The organism is Belliella aquatica (assembly GCF_014637795.1).
GTDB lineage: Bacteria > Bacteroidota > Bacteroidia > Cytophagales > Cyclobacteriaceae > Belliella > Belliella aquatica.
This window is the reverse complement of sequence record NZ_BMFD01000007.1, coordinates 1-21,908: the sequence shown is the minus strand read 5'-3', so window position 1 is coordinate 21,908 and position 21,908 is coordinate 1. Positions and strand designations below refer to the sequence as shown.

Below are 21,908 nucleotides of genomic sequence, written 5' to 3'. Positions count from 1 at the left end.
TACTATGTTACGATCAATAAAAACAATATGTGTAGGAGGACTCGTGGCGCTGACGATGGTGTCATGCGAGCTGGAGCAGGAAGTATTGACCGGGGTCACTCAAGATAGATTGACGAACGAAGCCCCGCCAGAACTTGCTGAGGTTTTGAAGCAATCAGCTTATAGCCAATTAATGGGCAATGGAAGCTGGGGTGGTCATGGTGGTTTTTATAGCTACCAAGAAATTACCTCTGATGAAATTGCAATTCCTGTAAAAGGAGGTGACTGGAATGACGGTGGAATATGGGTAAGAGCGCATAGACATACTTGGAATGTAGATGATGGCGAATTGAATGGAGTTTGGGATACACCTTTTAGAGTTATTGCGGAAGCAAACGCTTTGATTCAGCAGTATCCTGATATCGAAGAGCTTACTGCTGAAATGAAAGTGTTAAGAGCATTTTGTTACTTAATATTACTTGATAATTTTGGTGGGGGTGTTCCATTGGTAATTGAAACTACTACAGATCCAAATCCGCCAAGTTCTTCAAGACAAGAATTATTCGACTTTATCGAAACTAGTGTTCTAGAAAATGCAGATATCTTAACTAGAGATAACAGAAGAATCAATTTGAACTTCTGGACTGCTCATATGATTCTAGCTAAGTTGTACTTGAATGCTGACGTATATATTGGTCAATCAAGACTTGCTGATGCTAATGCAATGCTTGATATAATTATCAATGATGGACCTTATAGTCTTGCGCCTAATTATTTCTCGAATTTCGCAGCATCAAATCAGAACTCAGTAGAGAACATGTTTACGCTTCCTTATGATGCAAATAACGCCGGTGGATTTAATATTCACCAAATGACTTTCCATTATGAATCTCAAAAAACTTTTGATCTAGTAGATCAACCTTGGAATGGTTATGCTGCTTTGGAAGAATTCTACAACAGTTATGATGACGATGATTTAAGAAAAGATAACTTTAGAGTCGGTCCTCAATTTGAATCAGATGGCGTAACCCCTTTGAGAGATGATGCAGGTTTCGATGGTGATCCTGATGGGGTAGAAGTGAACTTTACACCAGAGATCAATGAATTAGAGCCAGTTGCTTTCAGACAGGCCGGTGCTAGAATCAACAAATTTGAGATTTCAATCGGTGCACAACCTAATTTAAATAATGATTTCCCTGTTTTCAGATATGCAGATGTGATCTTGATGAAAGCCGAAGTTTTATTGAGACAAGGAAATGCTGCTGGTGGTTTGGCTTTTGTCAACCAAGTAAGAAGCAGAGCTGGTGTTGAACTGTTTACAACGCTTACAACGGATAACCTTCTTGCTGAAAGAGGTAGAGAGTTGTTCGCTGAAGGTTGGAGAAGATCTGATTTGATTCGATTCAATCGATTTGGTGCTCCATGGTGGGAAAAACCAAGCTCTCCACAAACTAGAACGATATTCCCTGTTCCTTTGAACAAAATTCAATCTAATACGAGCTTAACTCAGAATCCAGGTTATTAATTTTTAACCCTATATACAATTGATAAAAAGAAGTGTGCATTTGCGCACTTCTTTTTAATTTTAAGTCTATTAATAAATTTACCTCTGCTGAAGATTTGCATTCTTCTCTAACTTACTATGTTTGTCTCCTCTAGACTTTTCTTCATTTGTAATTTGATTGCTTTGCTGCTGTTTTCTTGTTCCACAGAGCAGGAGGAAGTTGTGCTTTTTGAATTAATGGATCAAAAGCTTACTGGTGTAGATTTTAAAAATGAGTTGACTTACACAGAGCAATTCAATCCATATACTTTTAGGAATTTTTATAATGGTGGGGGAGTAGCACTTGGCGATATTAATAATGATGGCTTAATAGATATCTTTTTCACTGGTAATCAAGTGGGGAATAAGCTTTACTTAAATAAGGGGAATTTTGAATTTGAAGATATTACCGAAATCGCTGGTTTAGCGGTTGAAAATATTTGGTCCACCGGTGTCAGTATGGCCGATGTAAATGGAGATGGCTTGCTGGATATTTATATCTGTAAATCCGGCCCACTCGGTGGCGAACAAAGATACAACGAGCTTTTTATCAACAATGGTGACCTGACCTTCACCGAAATGTCCAAGGAATATGGGATTGCTGATGAAGGTTTGTCTCAGCATGCAGTGTTTTTTGATTATGACAAAGATGGAGACCTTGATATGTATTTGCTGAATAATTCCGCAAGGTCGGTAGGGATCAATGACCTGAGAACAGGCCAAAGAGATATTCGTGATCCATTCGGAGGAAATAAGCTCTATCGAAATGATGGTGGGAAATTTACCGATGTTAGTGCTGAAGCGGGAATCTATGGGAGTGCGATAGGGTATGGTCTAGGAGTTACAGTTGCTGATATTAATCGAGATGGATGGCCTGATTTGTATGTTTCCAATGACTTTTTTGAAAAAGATTACCTCTACATCAACAATGGCGATGGAACATTCACTGAGAAATTAGAGTCCATGATGACAGAAATCAGCATGGGTTCTATGGGCGCTGATATTGCCGATCTTGACAACAATGGCTGGCCAGATATCTTTGTCACTGAAATGCTTCCTGCTGATTTGGAAAGAGTGAAAACCAAAACACCATTTGAAGAATGGGATAAATATCAGGCCAATGTACAGGCAGGTTATTTTCATCAATTTACCAGAAATACACTTCAGCGAAATATGGGAAGAAAACCCAATTCCGATGAAGTTCATTTCGTAGAAGTGGCTAGACAAGCTGGCGTACACGCCACAGATTGGAGTTGGGGGGCATTGATTTTTGATATAGACAATGATGGCTTACGAGATATTTTCGTAGCCAATGGGATTGTTAAAGATCTAACAGATTTTGACTACATGGATTATTATGTCAACAATCAGAACTTGATTTCTCAGTACAAAAAAGACTCGGTTTTGCTGACCAAAATGATTGATGAATTCCCATCTGTTCCTCAGCAGAATTTTTTATTCAAAAACAAGGGAGATTTTCAATTTGAAAATATCGCTGCAAGTGCAGGAATGAATCAACTCACTTTTTCAACAGGCGCAGCTTATGCAGATTTGGACAATGATGGTGATCTAGATTTGGTTGTGAATAACCTCAATGGAATGGCCTCCATTTATAGAAACAACAGCAACCTGATTTATAAAAATAATTACCTGCAATTGGATCTTCAAGGAAATTTTGGAACCAAGGTCACGCTCTATGCGGGAGAAAATACTTTTTATGCAGAACATAATCCTGTAAAAGGCTACATGTCTTCTGTAGATCATCGCATGCATTTTGGACTTGGGCAGTTAGATCAAATAGATTCTATGATTATCGACTGGCCTATTGAAGGATCTATGATTTTGAAGCAGGTAGGTATAAATCAACTCTTGGCTTTATCTCCTTCAACTGAGAGTTTGACTGCTGTCGCAAAATCAGAGAAAGTCGAAGGAGAAACTAGATTCGCAATTTCCAAAACTCAAATTCCTTGGAAACATCAAGAAAGTGATTTTATTGATTTTGACAGAGATCGCCTAAGGTTTCACATGATCAGCAATGAAGGTCCAAAAATAGCAGTAGGTGATATTGATGGAGATGGGTTGGAGGATTTGATCCTGCCTGGAGCAAGAGGTCAAGCAAGCCAAGTTTGGAAGCAAAAGCAGGACGGAAGTTTTGTCCAGAGTCAAGAATTTGTAGAAGATGCTTTGTCGGAAGATGTAGAAGCACTTTTGTTTGATGCCACAGGCAATGGTTTCTTGGATCTTTATTTAGCATCGGGAAGTATCGAGTTTGGCTTGAATAATCCAGCTTACCAAGACAGGCTTTACATCAATGATGGAAAAGGGAATTTCAAAAAATCAAGTAATCAGCTTCCATCAAGGTTCGAAAGCACTTCTTTTGTCAAAGCCTTTGATCACAATGGAGATGGGCATTTGGATTTGCTAGTAGGGGGAAGATCGATTCCTTTTGCTTATGGTATTCCTTTGGATTTGAGATTGCTGGAAAATGATGGCAGAGGAAACTTCACGGATTTGACAAATGAGATCGCTCAGGTTTTTCTCAAAACAGGCATGACCCGTGATGCGGCTATAGTAGATATTGATGGAGATGGGGAGTCTGAAATTATTGTGGTGGGGGAATGGATGCCTATCAAAATCTTCAAAAAAGTAAATGGAAGGTATGAAGATCAGTCTGAGAAATTTGGATTTGCTCGTACAGGTGGACTTTGGAATACGATCCAAATCCTAGACATCAACAATGATGGAAAGCTTGATTTCTTAGCTGGCAATATGGGACTTAATTCTCGCTTGAAGGCGTCAGCTGATAAGCCTATGCAGCTTTTTATAAATGATTTTGATCAAAATGGGAGCGTAGAACAAATCCTAACGCAGTATGTAGGAAGCACTTCTTTTCCTTTGGTTTTGAAGGGGACCTTGCTGAAGCAACTTCCTGCCTTGAGGAAGCAACTCCTGAATTATGATGCTTACAAGGACAAAACCATCGTTGATTTATTCCCAAAAGGTCTGCTTGAAAATAGCCTTGTACTCGATGTGCATACTTTGGAAACTCAACTTTTTATCAACAGTGGTGATGGGACATTCGAAAGTTCACCTTTGCCAAGCCTAATTCAAAGTAGCCCTGTCTATGCCATTCATGCTGAAAAAAATGAATCCAATCAGTGGGAACTGATAATGGGAGGAAATCAATCTAAAATTAAACCCGAAATAGGAATAAATATGGGTAGTTTTGGATGGTTTATGAGGGGAGAAAATGAACAAAATTTGAGAATGCGCTCTGCTCGGGAATCTGGAATATTTATCGAAGGAGAAATCAGAGATATAAAAATAATCCGAACGCAAAATGGGTCGAAATTGGTAGTCATCAGAAATAATGATAGCCTAATTTTGCTTGACAAGAATTAAAAAATAAAAATTAGAATAATATGAAATTGAAATTAGTTATCTTCATTTTAGGTTTTGGTTTGCTCTTTTCCTGTGATAGAAAAACAGAATATGAAAAAGTAAAACAAAGAGAGATAGAATCTGGAAAGATAAGTGAAGATATTTTTCTAGGGATACACTTTGGGATGCCTAGAAAGGAGTTTTTCAGAGTTTGTTGGGAGATGAACAAAGAAGGAATCTTAATGAATGGAGCACATGCACTGCGTGTTCAATATAAGCCAGAGTTACCATCCGGGGAAATGTCATACATGTACTTTTATCCTAAATTTGAGCAAGAAAAAATTTTTTACATGCAAGCTGAATTTCAATATGCAGATTGGTTTCCAACTAACCCGAAATTTAGTGCCGAGAATTTGGTGGATGATGTAGTTGCGTACTTTGAAGGAATCTATGGTGCGGGGTTTTTCAGAGTAGAAGACTCGGAAGGAACTTTTGCCATGGTGAAGATAGATGGGAACAGACTGGTTCGTGTGTATGTCAAAAACAGGAGTGCAGTGAGTGTGGATATTTTGGATTTAAGAGTCAAAGACATTAAAGATATTGCTTCATGAAATTGAATATAAAAACAGTTTTCATCCTACTTGGTCTGCTTGTTTGTATTTCTTCATGTAAAGAAGAGCAGCAGAAGAAGGATGTGCTTTTTGAGACTATCCCCTCTTCCATTTCTGGTGTAAATTTTAGGAATGACCTGGTGTTTGATGAAGCTTTCAATATTTTCACCTACCGAAATTTCTATAACGGTGGAGGAGTAGCTTTGGGAGATGTCAATAATGATGGCCTTTTGGATATTTATTTGACGTCCAATCAAGGAGAAAACAAGCTTTATCTCAATGAAGGAGACTTCAAATTTAAAGATGTGACTAATGAGTCGGGTGTCGCAGGCACGAGAGCATGGAGCACTGGAGTGGCCATGGCAGATATCAATGGTGATGGTTTGCTGGATATTTATGTGTGTAATTCAGGTGATTTGGCTGGTGACAACAAGCAAAACGAGCTTTTCATCAACAATGGAGACGGAACCTTTACCGAAATGGCGGAAGCGTATGGTTTGGCAGATCAAGGATTCTCTACCCACGCGGTCTTTTTTGATTATGACAACGATGGCGATCTTGACATGTATTTGCTCAACAACAGCTACACGGCTATAGGAAGCTTCAACAAAATGCAGAATGAAAGACCGCGTCGAGATCCTGTTGGAGGAGATAAATTATTTAGAAATGACGGAGACAAGTTCACAGATGTAAGTGAAGAGGCGGGGATTTATGGAAGTTTAATTGGCTTTGGCCTTGGCATTACCATCGGAGATGTCAATCAAGATGGCTGGATGGATATCTTCATTTCGAATGACTTCTTTGAAAAAGACTACCTCTACATCAATAATCAAGATGGGACTTTTACCGAAAGTTTGGAATCCTACATGCGCTCCACCAGTGCGGCATCCATGGGGGCTGATATCGCTGATGTGAACAACAATGGCTTCTTGGACATCTTCGTGACAGACATGCTTCCCGAGCCGATCGAGCGCTTGAAGCAGGTGACCACTTTTGAAAGCTGGGACAAGTTTCAATTCAACATTCAGCATGGATATCACTATCAGTACAACAGGAATATGCTCCATGTCAACAATGGCGATGGTACTTTCAGCGATATGGGAAGGCTTTCCAATGTAGAGGCAACCGACTGGAGCTGGGCAGCCTTGTTTTTTGATATGGACAATGACGGTCTCAAGGATGTTTTCGTAGCAAACGGAATCTATCAGGATATTACAGACCTCGATTATTTGAATTTTATCGACAATGAAGAAACTAAAAGAAAAATCATCACCCAACAAGGGGTAGATTACAAAGCATTGGTTGACCCGATTCCTGTAAATCCCGTTTCCAATTACGCCTTCAAAAACAATGGAGATTTGGTCTTTACCAATGTCATTCATGAATGGGGAATGGGCGAAGCGATTCACTCCAATGGATCGGCCTATGGAGATTTGAATAATGATGGCGCCTTGGATTTAGTTATCAATAATGTCAACAGAGAAGCAATTATCTATAAAAACAGAAGCAGAGAATTCTATCCAGAAAATAATTTTTTACAGATAGCATTAATAGGGAAAGCAGGAAATACAGCTGCCATAGGAACGCAGATCAGGCTGAAATCAGGTGATCAGATTTTTTATCAAGAAAATATGCCAAACAGAGGATTCCAATCTTCTGTGGATCCTAAGTTGACTTTCGGCTTGGGTTCGGTTTCAAAACTAGATGAAGTTCAAGTGAGATGGCCTGATGGAAAAATATCAGTGCTCAAAGAAATCACTGCCAATCAACTCCTTTCTTTGACTTGGGAAAATGCAGTAGAGCGTCCTGAAGAATTTGATTTCTTTGAAAAACCAGTGGGAAATTTATTCCAAAAAGGAAAAAACATCCTGGATTTTACCCATGTTGAAAATCAATTCGTGGATTTTGATCGGGATAGATTGACTTACCATAAACTTTCTACTGAAGGGCCAAAAGCTACTTTTGGAGATGTCAATAGCGATGGCTTGGAAGATGTGTACCTAGGTGGTGCAAAGGGTTCTCCGGGACAGTTATTTCTCCAATCTTCGAATGGAACCTTCACCAAATCCAATCAGCAAGCATTTGATTTGGATCAGTTAGCAGAGGATACTGATGCGGTATTTTTTGATGCCAATGGAAATGGGTTTTTGGATCTATTAGTCACTTCGGGGAGCAATGAAGCGGCTTTCGGTACAGCAGAATTAGCGGATCGCTTATACCTGAATAATGGAAAAGGTAACTTTACAAAAGCTGAAAATAGCGGTTTAGAATCTTTGCGTCACAGTACTTCTGTCGTCAAAGTATTGGACATCAATGGTGATGGAGCGATGGATTTATTTATTGGCGGAAGATTGATCCCATTTGTTTATGGGGTGAATGCCAGTAGTTTTATCCTCGTCAATGATGGCCAAGGGAATTTCAAAGATGCGACAGGAGAATTTGCACCTCAACTAAAGGAAATTGGCTTAGTGACAGATGCCGCATTGGTGGATTATGATGGTGATGGCAAAAAGGACCTGATTTTAGTTGGAGAGTGGATGGCGCCGACATTTTTCAAAAATACGGGTAAGCAATTAGAAAAAATCGAAATGCCCGAAATGCAAGCCTACAAAGGTTGGTATCGAACCATTGAAATCGGTGACTTCAACAAGGATGGGAAACCTGATTTTGTATTGGGAAATCATGGGCTGAATAGCAGATTCAAACCAACTGACCAAACCGCAGTGAGAATGTTTGTCAATGATTTTGATCAAAATGGAAGTGTAGAGCAAATCTATACGAAGCAGTCAGGCGATAGACATATTCCATATACTTTGAAACATGAACTTGAGAAGCAGATTCCGATTGTCAAGAAAAAGTATCTGAAGTACAGCACTTACAACAAAGAGTCGCTTGAAGATATCTTCGGTGCTGAAGCTCTGTCAAATTCCGTGGTTCAGGAATTCAATTTTGCTTCATCTGCTATCATGATGAACAAGGGCGATGGACAATTTGAGATTCAAGCTTTACCGAGAAAAGCGCAGAGATCGTGGATGTTTACAGCTTTGGTGACTGATGTGAATGGTGACGGAATACAAGACATCATCATGGCAGGGAATCTTGCCGGGGCCAAACCCGAAGTAGGTCAATATGATGCAAGTTATGGGGAGGTTTTGATTGGAAAAGGGGATGGGACCTTCGACTACCTCGAAAATAGAAATCATGGATTGAAACTCGAAGGAGATATCCGAGACCTGCATGAAGTAGAGATCAAAGGTCAAAGAATGCTAATGGTCGTAAAGAATAATAAACCCCTAGAATGGTGGGGATTTTAGACAGTGGATACTGTTGTCTGTGGGCTGTTGACCGTTGACAAAAATAAAATGATTCATGTATAAGTATATCATCACATTAGTTTTCTTTGGCTTGCTTTCTTGTTCCAAAAAGGAAGAAGAGGTGAAGCTATTCTCTTTACTTCCATCATCGCAAACAGGCATAGATTTCAAGAATGATTTGGTTTCCACAGAGGAGATGAACATTCTCGAGTACTTGTATTTTTATAATGGAGGAGGAGTGGCCGTTGGAGACATCAACAATGATGGTTTGGTGGACATATATTTCACTTCCAATCAAGGAGAGAACAAGCTTTATCTCAACAAAGGAAATTTTCAGTTTGAAGATATCACGCAAAGTGCAAGCGTGACAGGCGATGGCGGCTGGTCCACAGGAGTGACTATGGCGGATGTGAATGGTGATGGCTTGCTAGATATCTATGTCTGCCAAGTTGGAGATTACAAAGGGCTTTCAGGGAGAAATAAACTCTATATCAATAATGGAGACTTGACTTTCACCGAAAGTGCTGCTGCTTATGGGGTTGATTTTATGGGTTTTTCCACCCATGCATTATTTTTTGACTATGATCAAGATGGAGATCTAGACCTGTACTTGCTCAATCATTCCATCAAAAAACCAGAGGTTTTCACTCACGCAGATACCAAATTCAATAATCAAGATGAAAAAGGAGGAGACAAACTCTTCAAAAGTCTAATCGCTCAAGGAGAGCAGAAAATGGAGGAAGTAACCACAGAGGCGGGGATTCTTTCAAGCAGTCTTGGGTTTGGTCTGGGAGTTGGAATAGGTGATGTCAATGGCGATGGATGGATTGATATTTATGTATCCAATGATTTTACGGAAGATGATTATCTCTACATCAATCAAGCGAACGGAACTTTCAAAGAATCTCTGAAAGAATACATCAGCAGTACAAGTCGCTACAGCATGGGCAATGACATCAATGACATCAATAATGATGGTTTGCCTGACATTTTTACTACAGACATGCTTCCTGAAGACCCTACAATTTGGATGAAATCTATTGGTGAGGACAAACAGGAAGTTTATGATATTAAAAAGAAATTCGGCTATGGGGATCAATATGTAAGAAATCACCTTCAACTTAATCAAGGCAATCAGCGCTTTGCTGAGATCGGACTTTTAACAAATACATTCGCCACGGACTGGAGTTGGTCTCCTTTGATTTTTGATATGGACAATGACGGTTACAAGGATATTCATATCACAAATGGCATTGTCAAGCGACCAAATGACCTGGACTTTGTGCAATACAGTCAGTCACCCAATCCAAATCTGACAGAGGAGGAAGTTTATAACCGCTTGATCGAATTGCTCCCAACCATGAAACTTTCGAATTATACTTTCCGAAATAGAGGGGATTTGGATTTTGAAAGTGTATCAGCAAAATGGGGGCTAGATCAAGTTTCTTATTCCTCAGGTTCAGCCTATGCGGATTTGAATAATGACGGAGCATTAGATTTGATAATCAACAATATCAATGATCAGGCTTTTATTTATCAGAATAAGTCGAAGGAAATTTTGGGTAATAATTTCATCCAAATTGACCTTAAAAGTGATCAGAGCAACTCCTTTGGAATAGGTGCAGAGGTAACGGTTTATGCACAAGGTGACAAGTTTCATCAGATGTTGAGTACTTCCAGAGGTTTCCAATCCGGATCATCTACTACCCTAACATTTGGTTTGGGGAAAAGGGAAAAAGTAGACTCGGTTCTTGTCAGATGGAATGCATTTGAGCATGAAGTTTTCTATGAAAATACAATCAACGAGAAGCACCTATTGAAGAAAGGTGAGGGTAAAGTGTATGTTCCTAGAATATTAGAAAAAGAAAATGTTTTTACTGTAGTTGACATAGGCATCGATTGGACGCACGAGGAGAATCTTGAATTTGACGACATGCGTCGAGAATATTTGATTCCTAGAAAATATTCTACCGAAGGTCCAGCTTTGGCTGTTGGCGATGTGAATAATGACGGTTTGGAAGATATTTACCTTGGAGAAGCAAAAGGCCAAGCATCAGCACTTTATCTACAAAAATCAGATGGTACATTTTCCCGTCAGGAAAACTCCTTTTTTGAAATGCTAAGCCCCGCTGAAGATGTGGTGGCAGAGTTTGCCGACTTTGATGGAGATGGTTATATGGACTTGTATGTAGGAAGTGGAGGAAATGAAAACCCGCAAGGCCATGTATTCAATTTCGATCGCCTTTATCTCAATGACGGTAAGGGGAATTTAAAATTTTCTCCTAATTCATTACCACCATTGGGAGAAAACACCTCTTCCATCGCGATTCACGATGTCAATGGAGATGGTGCTCCAGATATTTTTGTGACTACTTCGGTGGTAACAGGTAATTATGGCGCTAAACCATATAGTTATCTTTTGATCAATGATGGAAAAGGAAATTTCAAAGATGAGACGAGGAAGTATTTTGGGGATTCATTTCATCCCGGAATGATACAAAAAGGAGCATGGATTGATGTAGATGGAGATCAAAAAAAGGAGTTGGTTTTGATAGGAGAGTGGACTGCAGTCCAAGTATATAAGCAAAATCAAAAAGGTACTTTTGAGCAGATCATTATAGATGAAAAAGCCGGGCTTTTCAATGCTGTAAGTTCTTTTGAAGATAAAGGAGAAGAAATAATCCTTTTGGGGAATCTTGGTGAAAATAGCAAGTTGAAAGCGAGTGTTGTGAAACCATTATGGCTTTATCACCATGATTTTGACAGCAATGAACAGGAAGATCCATTGATCTTTCATTATATGGGAGCGCAGTTGGTGCCCTTTGCATCGAGAGATGATTTGATCAAGCAAATTCCAAGCGTGAAGAAAAAGCATGCGAGCTATGTCGAATATGCCCAAATCAAAAAGCCAGAAGACCTATTTGATACAAAAATCCTCGACAAAGCTTCAAAGCACAAAGTGGAAAATTTACAATCTGGTCTACTGATTAAAAATAAGTCAGGAGATTATGATTTCAATCCATTTCCAAAAGAAGGTCAATTTGCACCCATTAAGGATTTCTATACTTGGGAAAAAGATGGAATAAGACATATCCTTGCTGTTGGAGGATTTTATGGGTTTAGGAATGATTTGGGAAGAGCTGATGCGATGCCGATGGCGCATTTTATTTATAAAGATGGACAAGTTTATTTTCAACAAATGAACATAGACTTCAATCAGATAAAAGGTGAATATCGAGCGCTGAAAACCATTACTATCCAAGGTAAATTACACCTCTTGGCAGTTAGGAATAATGCAAAACCGGTTATCTTGAGCGTGAATTGAGAGCGTCAAGTGATTGAAGCTTTGCCACTCTAACAAGTATTTCGTAATTTTGAAATAAATATTGAAGAATCCGAAAATGAGATTATTGAAAAGTATATTTAGTGTTTTTGCGATAGCAGTGATGCTCTATTCCTGCCAGCCAAAAGACTACTCCAATGCGATAAGTGACGGTTCTTATCAGTTTGCGGCGCAGAATAAATTGACTGAGATCATCATCAACGATATTTTTTCTCCGCCTGTCGCTAGTAGAATTTACGCTTATCCAGCCATTGCGGCTTATGAAGTGGCTGTATTGGATCGTTCGGGAGAATACCAAACGCTAATGGGACAATTGAATGATTTTGAAAAGACGAATTTTGAAATAGAAGAGAATGTTTATCTTCCACTTGCTTCTCTAGCTGCTTACTATAAAGTGGGAACAGCATTGATTTTTTCTGAAGAATTGATGCAAGAGCACAAGGAAAAAGCTTTCAAAGAACTGAAATCCAAAGGTATTCCAAATGATGTTTTTGAAGCGTCACTTGCTTTAGGGGAGCGTGTAGCAGATCATGTCATTGCTTACTCCAAAAAGGATAATTATCACCAAAGTAGGTCTTTTCCAAAATACTCAATCAGCAATGATCCAAATGCCTGGCAGCCTACTCCCCCGATGTATATGGAAGGAATCGAACCGCATTGGAATAAGATCAGACCTTTTGTTTTGGAAGCCTCTGATCAATTTAAGTCTGCACCTCCAACGCCATTTGATACTGAAAAGGGGAGTGACTTTTACAGAGAGGCAGAGGAAGTTTTTAATGTGGTCAAGAACTTGACAAAAGAGCAAAGTGACATTGCTTATTTCTGGGATTGCAATCCTTATAAAGTCAATGTCAAAGGTCATGTAATGTTTGCAGAGAAGAAAATTACTCCTGGAGGGCATTGGATGGGGATTGCAGCGATTTCATCTAGGACTGCAAAGCAGGATTGGAAAGGTGCAGCAGAAACTTTAGCCAAAACATCAATTGCTGTTTTCGATGGATTTATTGCTTGTTGGGATGAAAAGTACCGAAGTGTGCTAATCCGACCTGAAACGTATATCAACAAATACATCGATGAAGATTGGTTGCCTGTCCTTCAGACGCCACCATTCCCAGAATACACAAGCGGACACAGTGTCATCAGCAATGCTGCCTCAGAGACGCTTACGAGTTTATTTGGAGATAATTTCCATTTTGTAGATTCCACAGAAGTTGCTTTTGGGCTTCCCGTTCGTGAATTTAAATCTTTCAGATTGGCTGCAGATGAAGCAGCAATCAGCAGAATGTATGGAGGAATTCATTATATGCCGGCAATTGTCAATGGTGCGTCAAAAGGAAAAAAAGTAGGAGAATTTCTCGTCAATAAAATCGATACAAAAGCAGAGAAATTGGCAGCTAAGTAATCTTTTGGAATACAAAATGTATTAGGTCTTTTTTTCTTTTGGTATTTATTTAATGTAATCAATTGATTTTCAGCTTTTGTTGACTGAAGTCGGAGGTCTGTTGACGTTTTCCGCATAACTTAAAGAATGAAGGATACTTACTCGGATTGCGGATAATACAATAGTAAAATTAAAATATTTAAATAGATTCGGCCTATTTTTGTTCTTTCTTAAAATAGAATGCGATAATGGATATCATCTTAAAATATTTTCCTGACCTCACAGCAAAGCAGGTTGAGCAATTTTCTCAACTTCAGGATCTGTATGCTGATTGGAATGAAAAAATCAATGTGATCAGCAGAAAGGATGTGGATCATTTTTATGAAAGACATGTGCTTCATGCGATGTCCATAGCCAAAGTGATGCAATTTGAGCCAGGCACAAAAGTCTTGGATATCGGCACAGGTGGAGGTTTCCCGGGTATTCCCCTCGCGATATTGTTTCCTGATACCCATTTTCATCTGGTAGATTCCATCGGAAAAAAAATCTCCGTTGTCAAAGATGTGGTGAAGAAACTGAAACTTTCCAATGTGGAAGCGCAGCAAGTCAGAGCGGAGAGTTTGGTAAGAAAATATGATTTTATAGTCAGCAGGGCAGTAACACGCTTTGCCAATTTCCTCCCATGGGTTAAAGGGAAATTCAAAAAAGAAGATTTCAACGAATTTCCAAATGGCATTTTCCTTCTAAAAGGCGGTGATATCGATGAGGAAATGGAAGAAAGAGATGTAAGCTACGTAACCTATCACCTGGATGACTATTTCACCGAAGAATTTTTCGAAACAAAGAAAATAGTCTTCGTCCCTTGGGAAGGGAAAAGGTAAAGGAAAGGATGACGGAGGAAGGATGAAGGAAGAGTGAGGACAAATCGAAATAACAGTCTCACAATCCACCCCGGATAAGTTCATCCAATCCCCCAATTTATCGCTAACCAAAAACCTTCTAACCTTACAACTTTAAAACCTTTTAACTTTTCCCCATGACCTACCTCGAAAAAGCAAAAGCCGCCGCTGAATACATTCAATCTCAAATTAACCAACGAGCGGACACTTTGGTGATATTGGGTTCTGGTTTGGGTGGATTTGTAGAGGTTTTGGAAGAAGCTGTTTCCATTCCTTATGGTCAGATTCCATATTTCCCTGTTTCTACTGTTGCTGGTCACTCAGGCGAGTTGATGCTGGGTAAGGTTGGTGAGAAATGGATCTGGGTAATGAATGGGCGGTTTCATTACTATGAAGGCTATGAATTGGACGAGACCGTGTTTCCTGTAAGAGTTTTGAGTTTGCTGGGAGTAAAAAATCTGGTCGTATCCAATGCTGCGGGTGGCTTAAATCCTGATTTCAAAGTGGGTGATTTGATGCTGATCACAGATCATATCGACAAGTTTCCTTCAAATTCACTCAGAGGCAAAGATGCTACAGATTTTGGAGTAAGGTTTCCCGATATGAGTGAGCCTTATGATCTAGAGTGGAGAAATTTAGCGAAGGAAAAAGCAAAATCCTTACAGATCAACCTACGAGAAGGTACTTATACAGGTGTAACTGGTCCAAGTCTAGAAACCAAAGCAGAAATCCAATATTACAGAACTTTGGGTGGTGATGCAGTCGGCATGAGTACAGTTCCAGAAGTCATTGCTGCCAATCAAATGGATATGAAAGTTCTCGGCATCTCAGTTATCACCAATGAATGCAATCCAACTGACAACAAGCTCTTTGCACATGATGATGTAGTAGAAGTAGCCACCAAATCTGGTAAAGCAATGCAGGAGTTGGTGAAATCTATTTTAGTCATCGAAAAAGGAGATAATAAGCAAAATGAATTTTTCAACTAAAAAGTAATATGCTAAATTGAAATTTATATTGACTAAGATGTTTTATTGATGAATTAATCTATGAATTATGCTTAAAAGAATAATTATTTTACTACATTTTATTTTTATTTCATTTTTTAGTTTTGGTCAGGTATCATTTAAAATTGTATCTCAGGAAGACTCCATACCTATTCCAAATGTATTGTTAATTCAAAAATCTGAAGGAAAAGGAGTAGCCTCTGATAGCAAAGGAATCATTGAATTACCTGAAACCGCCATTTCATCAAATTCTGATTTTATTTTGTCAGCAATTGGTTTCGAAGATTTGGATATTAATTCAAAAGATATTTATGAAGGAAAGGTTTTTTATTTGAATCCAAGGGTTTTTGAATTAGATTCATACACAATTAGTTCAGATAAGCTGGTTCCTGTTTATCTTGGTGATACCATTTCTTCTATTGAAAAACCAATATCATTAAGATCGAGCAATCCAGAGAAAGTTTCAAATTTGAGATTTGCATCTTATCTGAACTTTAAAGACAATAAAGATAGAATTATTTCAAATGTTTGGGTCTATTTTGGTGAATTTGCTGGGAGTGAATTAAGAATCAGATTTAGGTGGTTTGTTTCTAATGAAATTAGAAAGCCAAAGGATGGTAAAATCTATTCATCAGATGATTTTTTTGATGTAGGTGAAAGCAATGCAGTTTATAAAATTGATAAAATCAATGCTTGGAGTAGATTTGACTTACTTCAAGATGAAATTGTTATTCCAAAAGGTTATAAAGGTTGTTATTTCGTGATTGATGCTATACCTAATGAATATGGAAAAATCACGAGTATTAAAATTCCTTTTCAAAACACCAAAGGGAACCGAATTTCGCCTGCGTTCTATTTTGGTTCAGGCAAAGGTATTGGTACTTATGAAACATATGGCTGCTTTGCAATGATGGTAGAATATTTACGATGACAATTTATCTATTCCTAATCAGCCCTTGATAAACCCTTGCTTTAGTTGACTTGATCATTAAAACTCTCAATAAACTCATTTCTTATATTTTTTGCTACTTCCCTACATCTGCTTAACTTCGTCGGAGAATTTCCTTATCAATCGACTATGTCCCTGATCGTTCAGAATCTAACCAAAATCTATGCACAGCAAAAAGCCCTAGATCAAGTTTCTTTTGAGGCTGAAAAAGGGCAGGTTTTGGGTTTTTTAGGTCCTAATGGCGCTGGGAAATCTACCACCATGAAGATTGCCACAGGTTTTCTTCTTCCCGATGAAGGCGATGTGCTGATCAATGGTATTTCGGTTTTACAATCTCCCAAGGAAGTTTCCAAGTTGATTGGCTATCTTCCAGAGCATAATCCATTGTATTTGGAGATGTATGTAAAGGAGTTTTTGGGATTTATCGCTGGACTTTATGGGATAAAGGGGCGGCAAGCAAAAAAGCGAATCGATGAATTGATTCCGCTTTGTGGTTTGGAGGTAGAAGCACACAAAAAGATCCATCAACTTTCCAAAGGATATCGACAGCGTGTCGGTTTGGCCAAAGCACTAATCCATGATCCGGAGGTGATTATCTTAGATGAACCGACCACAGGTCTTGATCCCAACCAATTGGTGGAAATACGTGCGCTAATCAAGAAAATCAGCAAGGAAAAAACCCTGATTCTCAGCACACACATCATGCAGGAAGTGGAAGCCATCTGCGAAAAAGTAGTCATCATCAACAAAGGAAAGATCGTAGCTTCTGACCTTTTATCCAACCTGAAGTCTGAAGCTGGTAAAGTAGCACTGACTTTAGAAACAGAAGAGCCTTTAGAATTGGCTTGGTTTGAGGGGATTGGAAAAGTTGAATTTGTGCCCGACAAGCAATCTGCTGTTTCGATTCTCGTTGAAGATGGCAGTATAGGCAGGAAGGCTTTGCTTCAAATCGTACAAGAAAAAGAGTTGAATTTGATTAGCATTCAGCAAAAGGAAAAGAATTTGGAATCTATTTTTCAACAAATCACCCAAAGTAAATAATTGATGCGCGCATTATACTGGAAAGAAATCAACGCGTTTTTCGGAAACCTATCGGGGTTCCTGATTTTGGCTGTTTTCTTGATTTCCATTGGTTTGATGGTCTGGGTATTTCCTGACTCTTCAGTGTTGGCTTATGGTTTCGCAGATTTGGAGCCGCTATTCGTCTATACACCTTATGTTTTCACCTTTTTGATTCCTGCGACCACGATGAAAATGATTGCGGAAGAAAGGAAATCAGGGACTTGGGAGATTCTGAGAACTTCACCACTAGGAGATTTGGCAATTATACTAGCGAAGTTTCTAGCTGCTTTTACACTGGTTTTTATCGCAGTCTTGCCCACTTTAGTCTATTATTACAGCATTGTGCAGCTAGGTGAACCTGTAGGGAATATTGATCATGCTGGATTCTTTGGATCTTGGATTGGGCTATTGCTGATTGGGGCGGTCTTCGCTTCCATTGGGATTTTTGCCAGCGCATTGACAAGTCATCAGATCATCGCATTTATTTGGGGAGTTTTTATGATTTTCTTGCTTTACTTCGGATTGACGGCATTGGTGCAGCTGCAAGTGATGTCTTCCTTTGCACTTTTGCTGGAGGAGTTGAGTTTGAGCTACCACTATGAAAGTATGAGTAGGGGTGTGATCGAAGCGCAAAATGTAGCTTACTTTCTCTCCATCATGATATTGATGTTAGGTTTGACTGTTATTTTGATTCGAAGAAAATGAAAAATAAGAGCAGCAAGCAAATCCTCAAAATACTCGGTGTCATCCTCCTGACCATCGTTGTCGTTAATGTGCTTTTTAGTCTGATTGATTTTAGAATTGACTTGACAGAAGAAAAAAGATATTCGCTACATCCTGCAACTATTGAGGTATTGGAGAACTTGGAAGATCCTCTCGAAGTGGAAATTTTGCTCTCCGGAAACCTGCCTGGAGGGATGCGAAGATTACAAAGATCGATCGAACAAACAGTTAGAACATTCAATGCTTACAGTTCTCAGAAAATTAGTTTTTACTATTTAGATCCTTTGACTTTGCCTCAGGCAGAACAGGAGGATTTTGTAGTGGCATTGACAGAATATGGAATACAACCCACCAATTTGTTTGTCACAGAAGATGGGGGTCAAAAGACAAAAATGATTTTTCCTGGCGTGCTTGTCAAGGATCCTGAGTACGAGACTGGAGCGTTGATTCTGAAAGGTGAAAAAGGGATGTCGCCTGACGAGATATTAAATAACTCTGTCGAAAATCTTGAATTTGAATTGATCAATGCCATCCGTAAACTTGTCAGTAAGCAACAATATGCAGTCGGCATGTTGATGGGCAATGGTGAGTTGGAAGGTGATGATGGGTTTGGAATTGTGGAGGCCTTGGTGGAAGATTTTGAGGTGTTCAAAATTCCACTGGATCAAGCCAAAAAAGTGGATGACTTAGATCCTTTCGATGTTTTGATTATTTCCGGCCCAAAAGAAGCCTATGATGAAAGGGAGATTTACCTCGTAGATCAGTATTTGATGAAAGGCGGAAATTTGATTATTCTCCCAAATTCACTCGCATATAATCTGGATGAAGCAGGTGGTGAAGGGACTGTTGCAATGCCATTTGAAAATGGTTTGGAACAGCTTCTTTTTCGCTATGGCGTCAGAGTGAATAAGGATTTTGTTCAAGACATGAATTTTGGATATTATCCTGTGATGGCTGGGAATTTTGGTGATCAGCAGCAGTTGGTGCCATTGCCTTGGCCATTTTATATTGCTGCTGGAAGGATGGCCAAGCATCCCGTGACCAAAGGGCTTGATCAAGTAATTTTTAGATTTACGTCAAGTTTGGATACTGTAAAAGCAGATGGAATTAAGAAAACACCTCTTATTTTCGGTTCTGATTTTAGCAGAAAGTTGACCGCGCCGGTAAGAGTAGCTTTTCAGGATATGGAAAATGGTCCGGACTTGGAGTCTTTTGGACTTAGTAATTTGCCTTTACTCTACTTATTGGAAGGCGAATTCACCTCTGTATTCAAAAATAGATTTTTGCCTGATGGAGTTTTGAAAGAAAGCTTTTTAGAATCAGGAAAAGAAGGAAGGGTTTTAGTTGCTGGAACAGGAGACCTTTTCGAGAGTTCTTTCGATCCACGCAGTGGGGAACCTTTACCCTTGGGTATTGATCCTTTTTCCGATACTCAATACGCCAATCGCTTATTGCTTCAAAACATGATTTCATACTTGGTCGAGCCAGATGGCATCATTGCGACAAGAACGAAACAATACCAAATTAGGCCTTTAAATAAGGTAAAGGTCAGTCAAGAAAAAACCAAATGGCAGCTGATTAATGTGATTTTGCCTGTTTTCATCATGGGTTTGCTTTCCTTAATGTGGATGTTTGCTCGTAAAAGTAGGAGAGGTGCAAAGGGGAAAAGTTGAAATGTTTATTTTGATTGTCAGATTATAAAATCGAAATATTGAAAAGTTCGACGGCTTGAAAGAGGTTAGATACATCGGTTTTTATGCGATTCACCGACCACGAAGTGGTCAAACCTTTCAATAGCCTCGGGTGAAACCCGTGGGAATAAATGACAAAGTCACTACCAACTTCCGACCCTGAAAGGGTCGAATTCTCATTCACAAAAAGGTTAATCATTTTAGGGCTATTGATCTCTCCTTCGTATTACGTCCTGAAAATAGTTGATACTTTTTTCAATTAAAGGAGTTCAACCCCTTTCGGGGTTGTGGATTGTCGATAATTTTTTTTCCGTGGGTTTAAAACCCACGGCTATTGAAAAGTTTAACTACTTCGTAGTTTGTTCATTTAGGATTTGAATGGGTTTATATCAAAAATCTGATGAATCAATAAGCTTTTAAGCTGCAGGTTCATTGTTCTAAAATTTTTTTGTTTTACATTTTTGATATTTTCTTTCGGGTTTTAGTAGCCTATTTTCTGCCACTCCTAAAATTCCTCATCATTCCTTTGCTCCTTTGAAATCTTCGCGAGAAGCTTTTCCTCCTTCATCCTTTTAAATTCTACCTTTCCACTACTTTTTTTCAATGAAAATCCGAGTCATTAGCTGTCTTTATGATTTTATTTCTAAATTTACCCTGTTATAATATTTCGACATAAAATAAGCTATTCGATATGAAATTTATTGTTTCTTCTTCTGCGCTCTTAAAGCAGCTTTCCGCGATTAACGGGGTAGTAACTACCAATCCTGTAGTTCCTATTTTGGAGAATTTTCTTTTTGAAATCAAAGAAGGAAAACTAACCGTAACTGCCTCTGACCTGCAAACTTCCATGATGACTGAAATTGACGTGGAGGCAAAAGAAGATGGGAATATCGCTGTTCCAGCAAAGATTTTGATTGAAACGCTTAAGAATTTGCCTGAGCAGCCAGTTACATTTAGTATTGACCACGAGACTTATAGCATTGAGATAAGTTCTGACAATGGTAGATACAAGCTTGCAGGTGAAAATGCCACAGACTTCCCTAAGATTGCAACAGTTAGCAATGCAACGACTGTAGACATGTCAACAGAAGTTTTGAGCAGCGCAATCAGCAATACAATTTTTGCAACAAGCAATGACGAATTGAGACCTGCAATGACTGGTGTTTACATCAACCTAAGCAGTACCAACGCGACATTTGTAGCGACTGATGGACATAGATTGGTGAGATATAGAAGAGTCGATATCGCTTCTCCTGATGCGGCAAGCATCATTATTCCAAGAAAAGCACTTAACCTTTTGAAATCTACACTTCCTTCTGAAAATGTGCCTGTGACTGTTGAATTCAACAGTTCCAATGCATATTTCAATTTTGGTAGTATCAAGATGATCTGTAGATTGATAGACGAGCGCTTCCCTGATTATGAAAATGTCATTCCTGTGGATAATCCAAACCACATGACAATAGATAGAATTGAGTTCTTGAGTTCTTTGAGAAGGATAGCTATTTATGCCAACAAGACTACTCATCAAGTGAGATTGAAGTTAGCAGGTAGTGAGTTACAGATTTCTGCTGAGGATTTAGATTTCTCTAACGAAGCAAACGAAAGATTGTCTTGTGAGCACGATGGCGAGGATATCGAGATCGGATTCAATGCGAAGTTCTTGGTAGAAATGTTAAATAATATTTCTTCTAAGCAAGTTACACTTCAATTCTCAGCACCAAACAGAGCAGGTTTGATCGTTCCTTCTGACAAATCAGACAACGAAGACATCTTGATGTTGGTGATGCCAGTGATGTTGAACAATTATGTATAAAAGATATTAATGGATATTTTGCTTTCGCAAAATTGATATTTGTAAATATTTTGAAACCACAAGTTGGTTTACACCGGAAGCTCCAGCTGGAAAGTTGGAGCTTTTTTTTGGTAATGTGGTCAAAAATAGTTGGTGACTTTTGTTGAAAAATTTCTTAACATGCCATGCAGATTCGAAGAGGACGTAAGCTCTGCTGAGGAGCAACTTAC

General features: G+C 38.9%; 13 protein-coding genes. All 13 read left to right on the top strand.

All coding sequences use genetic code 11. The features are described 5' to 3' along the window. Positions 1–4: 4 nt before the first annotated feature. The 13 genes from IEV57_RS11175 (at position 5) to dnaN (ending at position 21,699) form a co-directional block, all read left to right on the top strand. Positions 5–1,504, top strand: a complete 1,500-nt coding sequence (locus IEV57_RS11175; protein WP_188442789.1) for a RagB/SusD family nutrient uptake outer membrane protein — start codon at positions 5–7, stop codon at positions 1,502–1,504. Positions 1,505–1,621: 117 nt separating this feature from the next. Then, positions 1,622–4,924, top strand: coding sequence for a VCBS repeat-containing protein (locus tag IEV57_RS11170; protein WP_188442787.1), 3,303 nt, complete (start codon positions 1,622–1,624; stop codon positions 4,922–4,924). 20 nt (positions 4,925–4,944) lie between these two features. Continuing rightward, positions 4,945–5,514 carry a hypothetical protein gene (locus IEV57_RS11165; protein ID WP_188442785.1) on the top strand — a complete coding sequence of 190 codons (570 nt, stop codon included), beginning with the start codon at positions 4,945–4,947 and terminating at the stop codon, positions 5,512–5,514. Continuing rightward, positions 5,511–8,828 (top strand): VCBS repeat-containing protein, encoded by a 3,318-nt coding sequence (locus IEV57_RS11160; protein ID WP_188442783.1) that lies wholly within the window; start codon positions 5,511–5,513, stop codon positions 8,826–8,828. Before IEV57_RS11165 ends, IEV57_RS11160 begins: the two co-directional genes overlap by 4 nt. A gap of 55 nt (positions 8,829–8,883) precedes the next feature. Then, positions 8,884–12,153: a VCBS repeat-containing protein gene (locus IEV57_RS11155; RefSeq protein WP_188442782.1), complete on the top strand. Its 3,270-nt coding sequence runs from the start codon at positions 8,884–8,886 to the stop codon at positions 12,151–12,153. A 76-nt stretch (positions 12,154–12,229) separates the two neighbouring features. Then, positions 12,230–13,573 (top strand): vanadium-dependent haloperoxidase, encoded by a 1,344-nt coding sequence (locus tag IEV57_RS11150; protein ID WP_188442780.1) that lies wholly within the window; start codon positions 12,230–12,232, stop codon positions 13,571–13,573. A 227-nt stretch (positions 13,574–13,800) separates the two neighbouring features. Beyond that, positions 13,801–14,433: a 16S rRNA (guanine(527)-N(7))-methyltransferase RsmG gene (gene rsmG / locus IEV57_RS11145; protein WP_188442778.1), complete on the top strand. Its 633-nt coding sequence runs from the start codon at positions 13,801–13,803 to the stop codon at positions 14,431–14,433. Between the two features lie 155 nt (positions 14,434–14,588). After that, a complete protein-coding gene (locus tag IEV57_RS11140; protein ID WP_188442776.1) occupies positions 14,589–15,440 on the top strand; it encodes a purine-nucleoside phosphorylase in 852 nt (283 codons plus the stop codon). Positions 15,441–15,507: 67 nt separating this feature from the next. Next, a complete protein-coding gene (locus tag IEV57_RS11135; protein WP_188442774.1) occupies positions 15,508–16,389 on the top strand; it encodes a hypothetical protein in 882 nt (293 codons plus the stop codon). 147 nt (positions 16,390–16,536) lie between these two features. Next, complete coding sequence (gldA, locus tag IEV57_RS11130) at positions 16,537–17,448, top strand: gliding motility-associated ABC transporter ATP-binding subunit GldA (RefSeq protein WP_188442772.1); 912 nt, start codon at positions 16,537–16,539, stop codon at positions 17,446–17,448. Positions 17,449–17,451: 3 nt separating this feature from the next. Continuing rightward, positions 17,452–18,174 carry a gliding motility-associated ABC transporter permease subunit GldF gene (gene gldF / locus IEV57_RS11125; RefSeq protein ID WP_188442770.1) on the top strand — a complete coding sequence of 241 codons (723 nt, stop codon included), beginning with the start codon at positions 17,452–17,454 and terminating at the stop codon, positions 18,172–18,174. Beyond that, positions 18,171–19,865: a gliding motility-associated ABC transporter substrate-binding protein GldG gene (gene gldG / locus IEV57_RS11120; protein ID WP_188442768.1), complete on the top strand. Its 1,695-nt coding sequence runs from the start codon at positions 18,171–18,173 to the stop codon at positions 19,863–19,865. The genes gldF and gldG overlap by 4 nt, the downstream gene beginning before the upstream one ends. Before the next feature lie 709 nt (positions 19,866–20,574). Further along, on the top strand, positions 20,575–21,699 hold the full coding sequence (dnaN, locus tag IEV57_RS11115) for a DNA polymerase III subunit beta (RefSeq protein WP_188442766.1): 1,125 nt from the start codon (positions 20,575–20,577) through the stop codon (positions 21,697–21,699). The last annotated feature ends 209 nt before the right edge of the window (positions 21,700–21,908 follow it).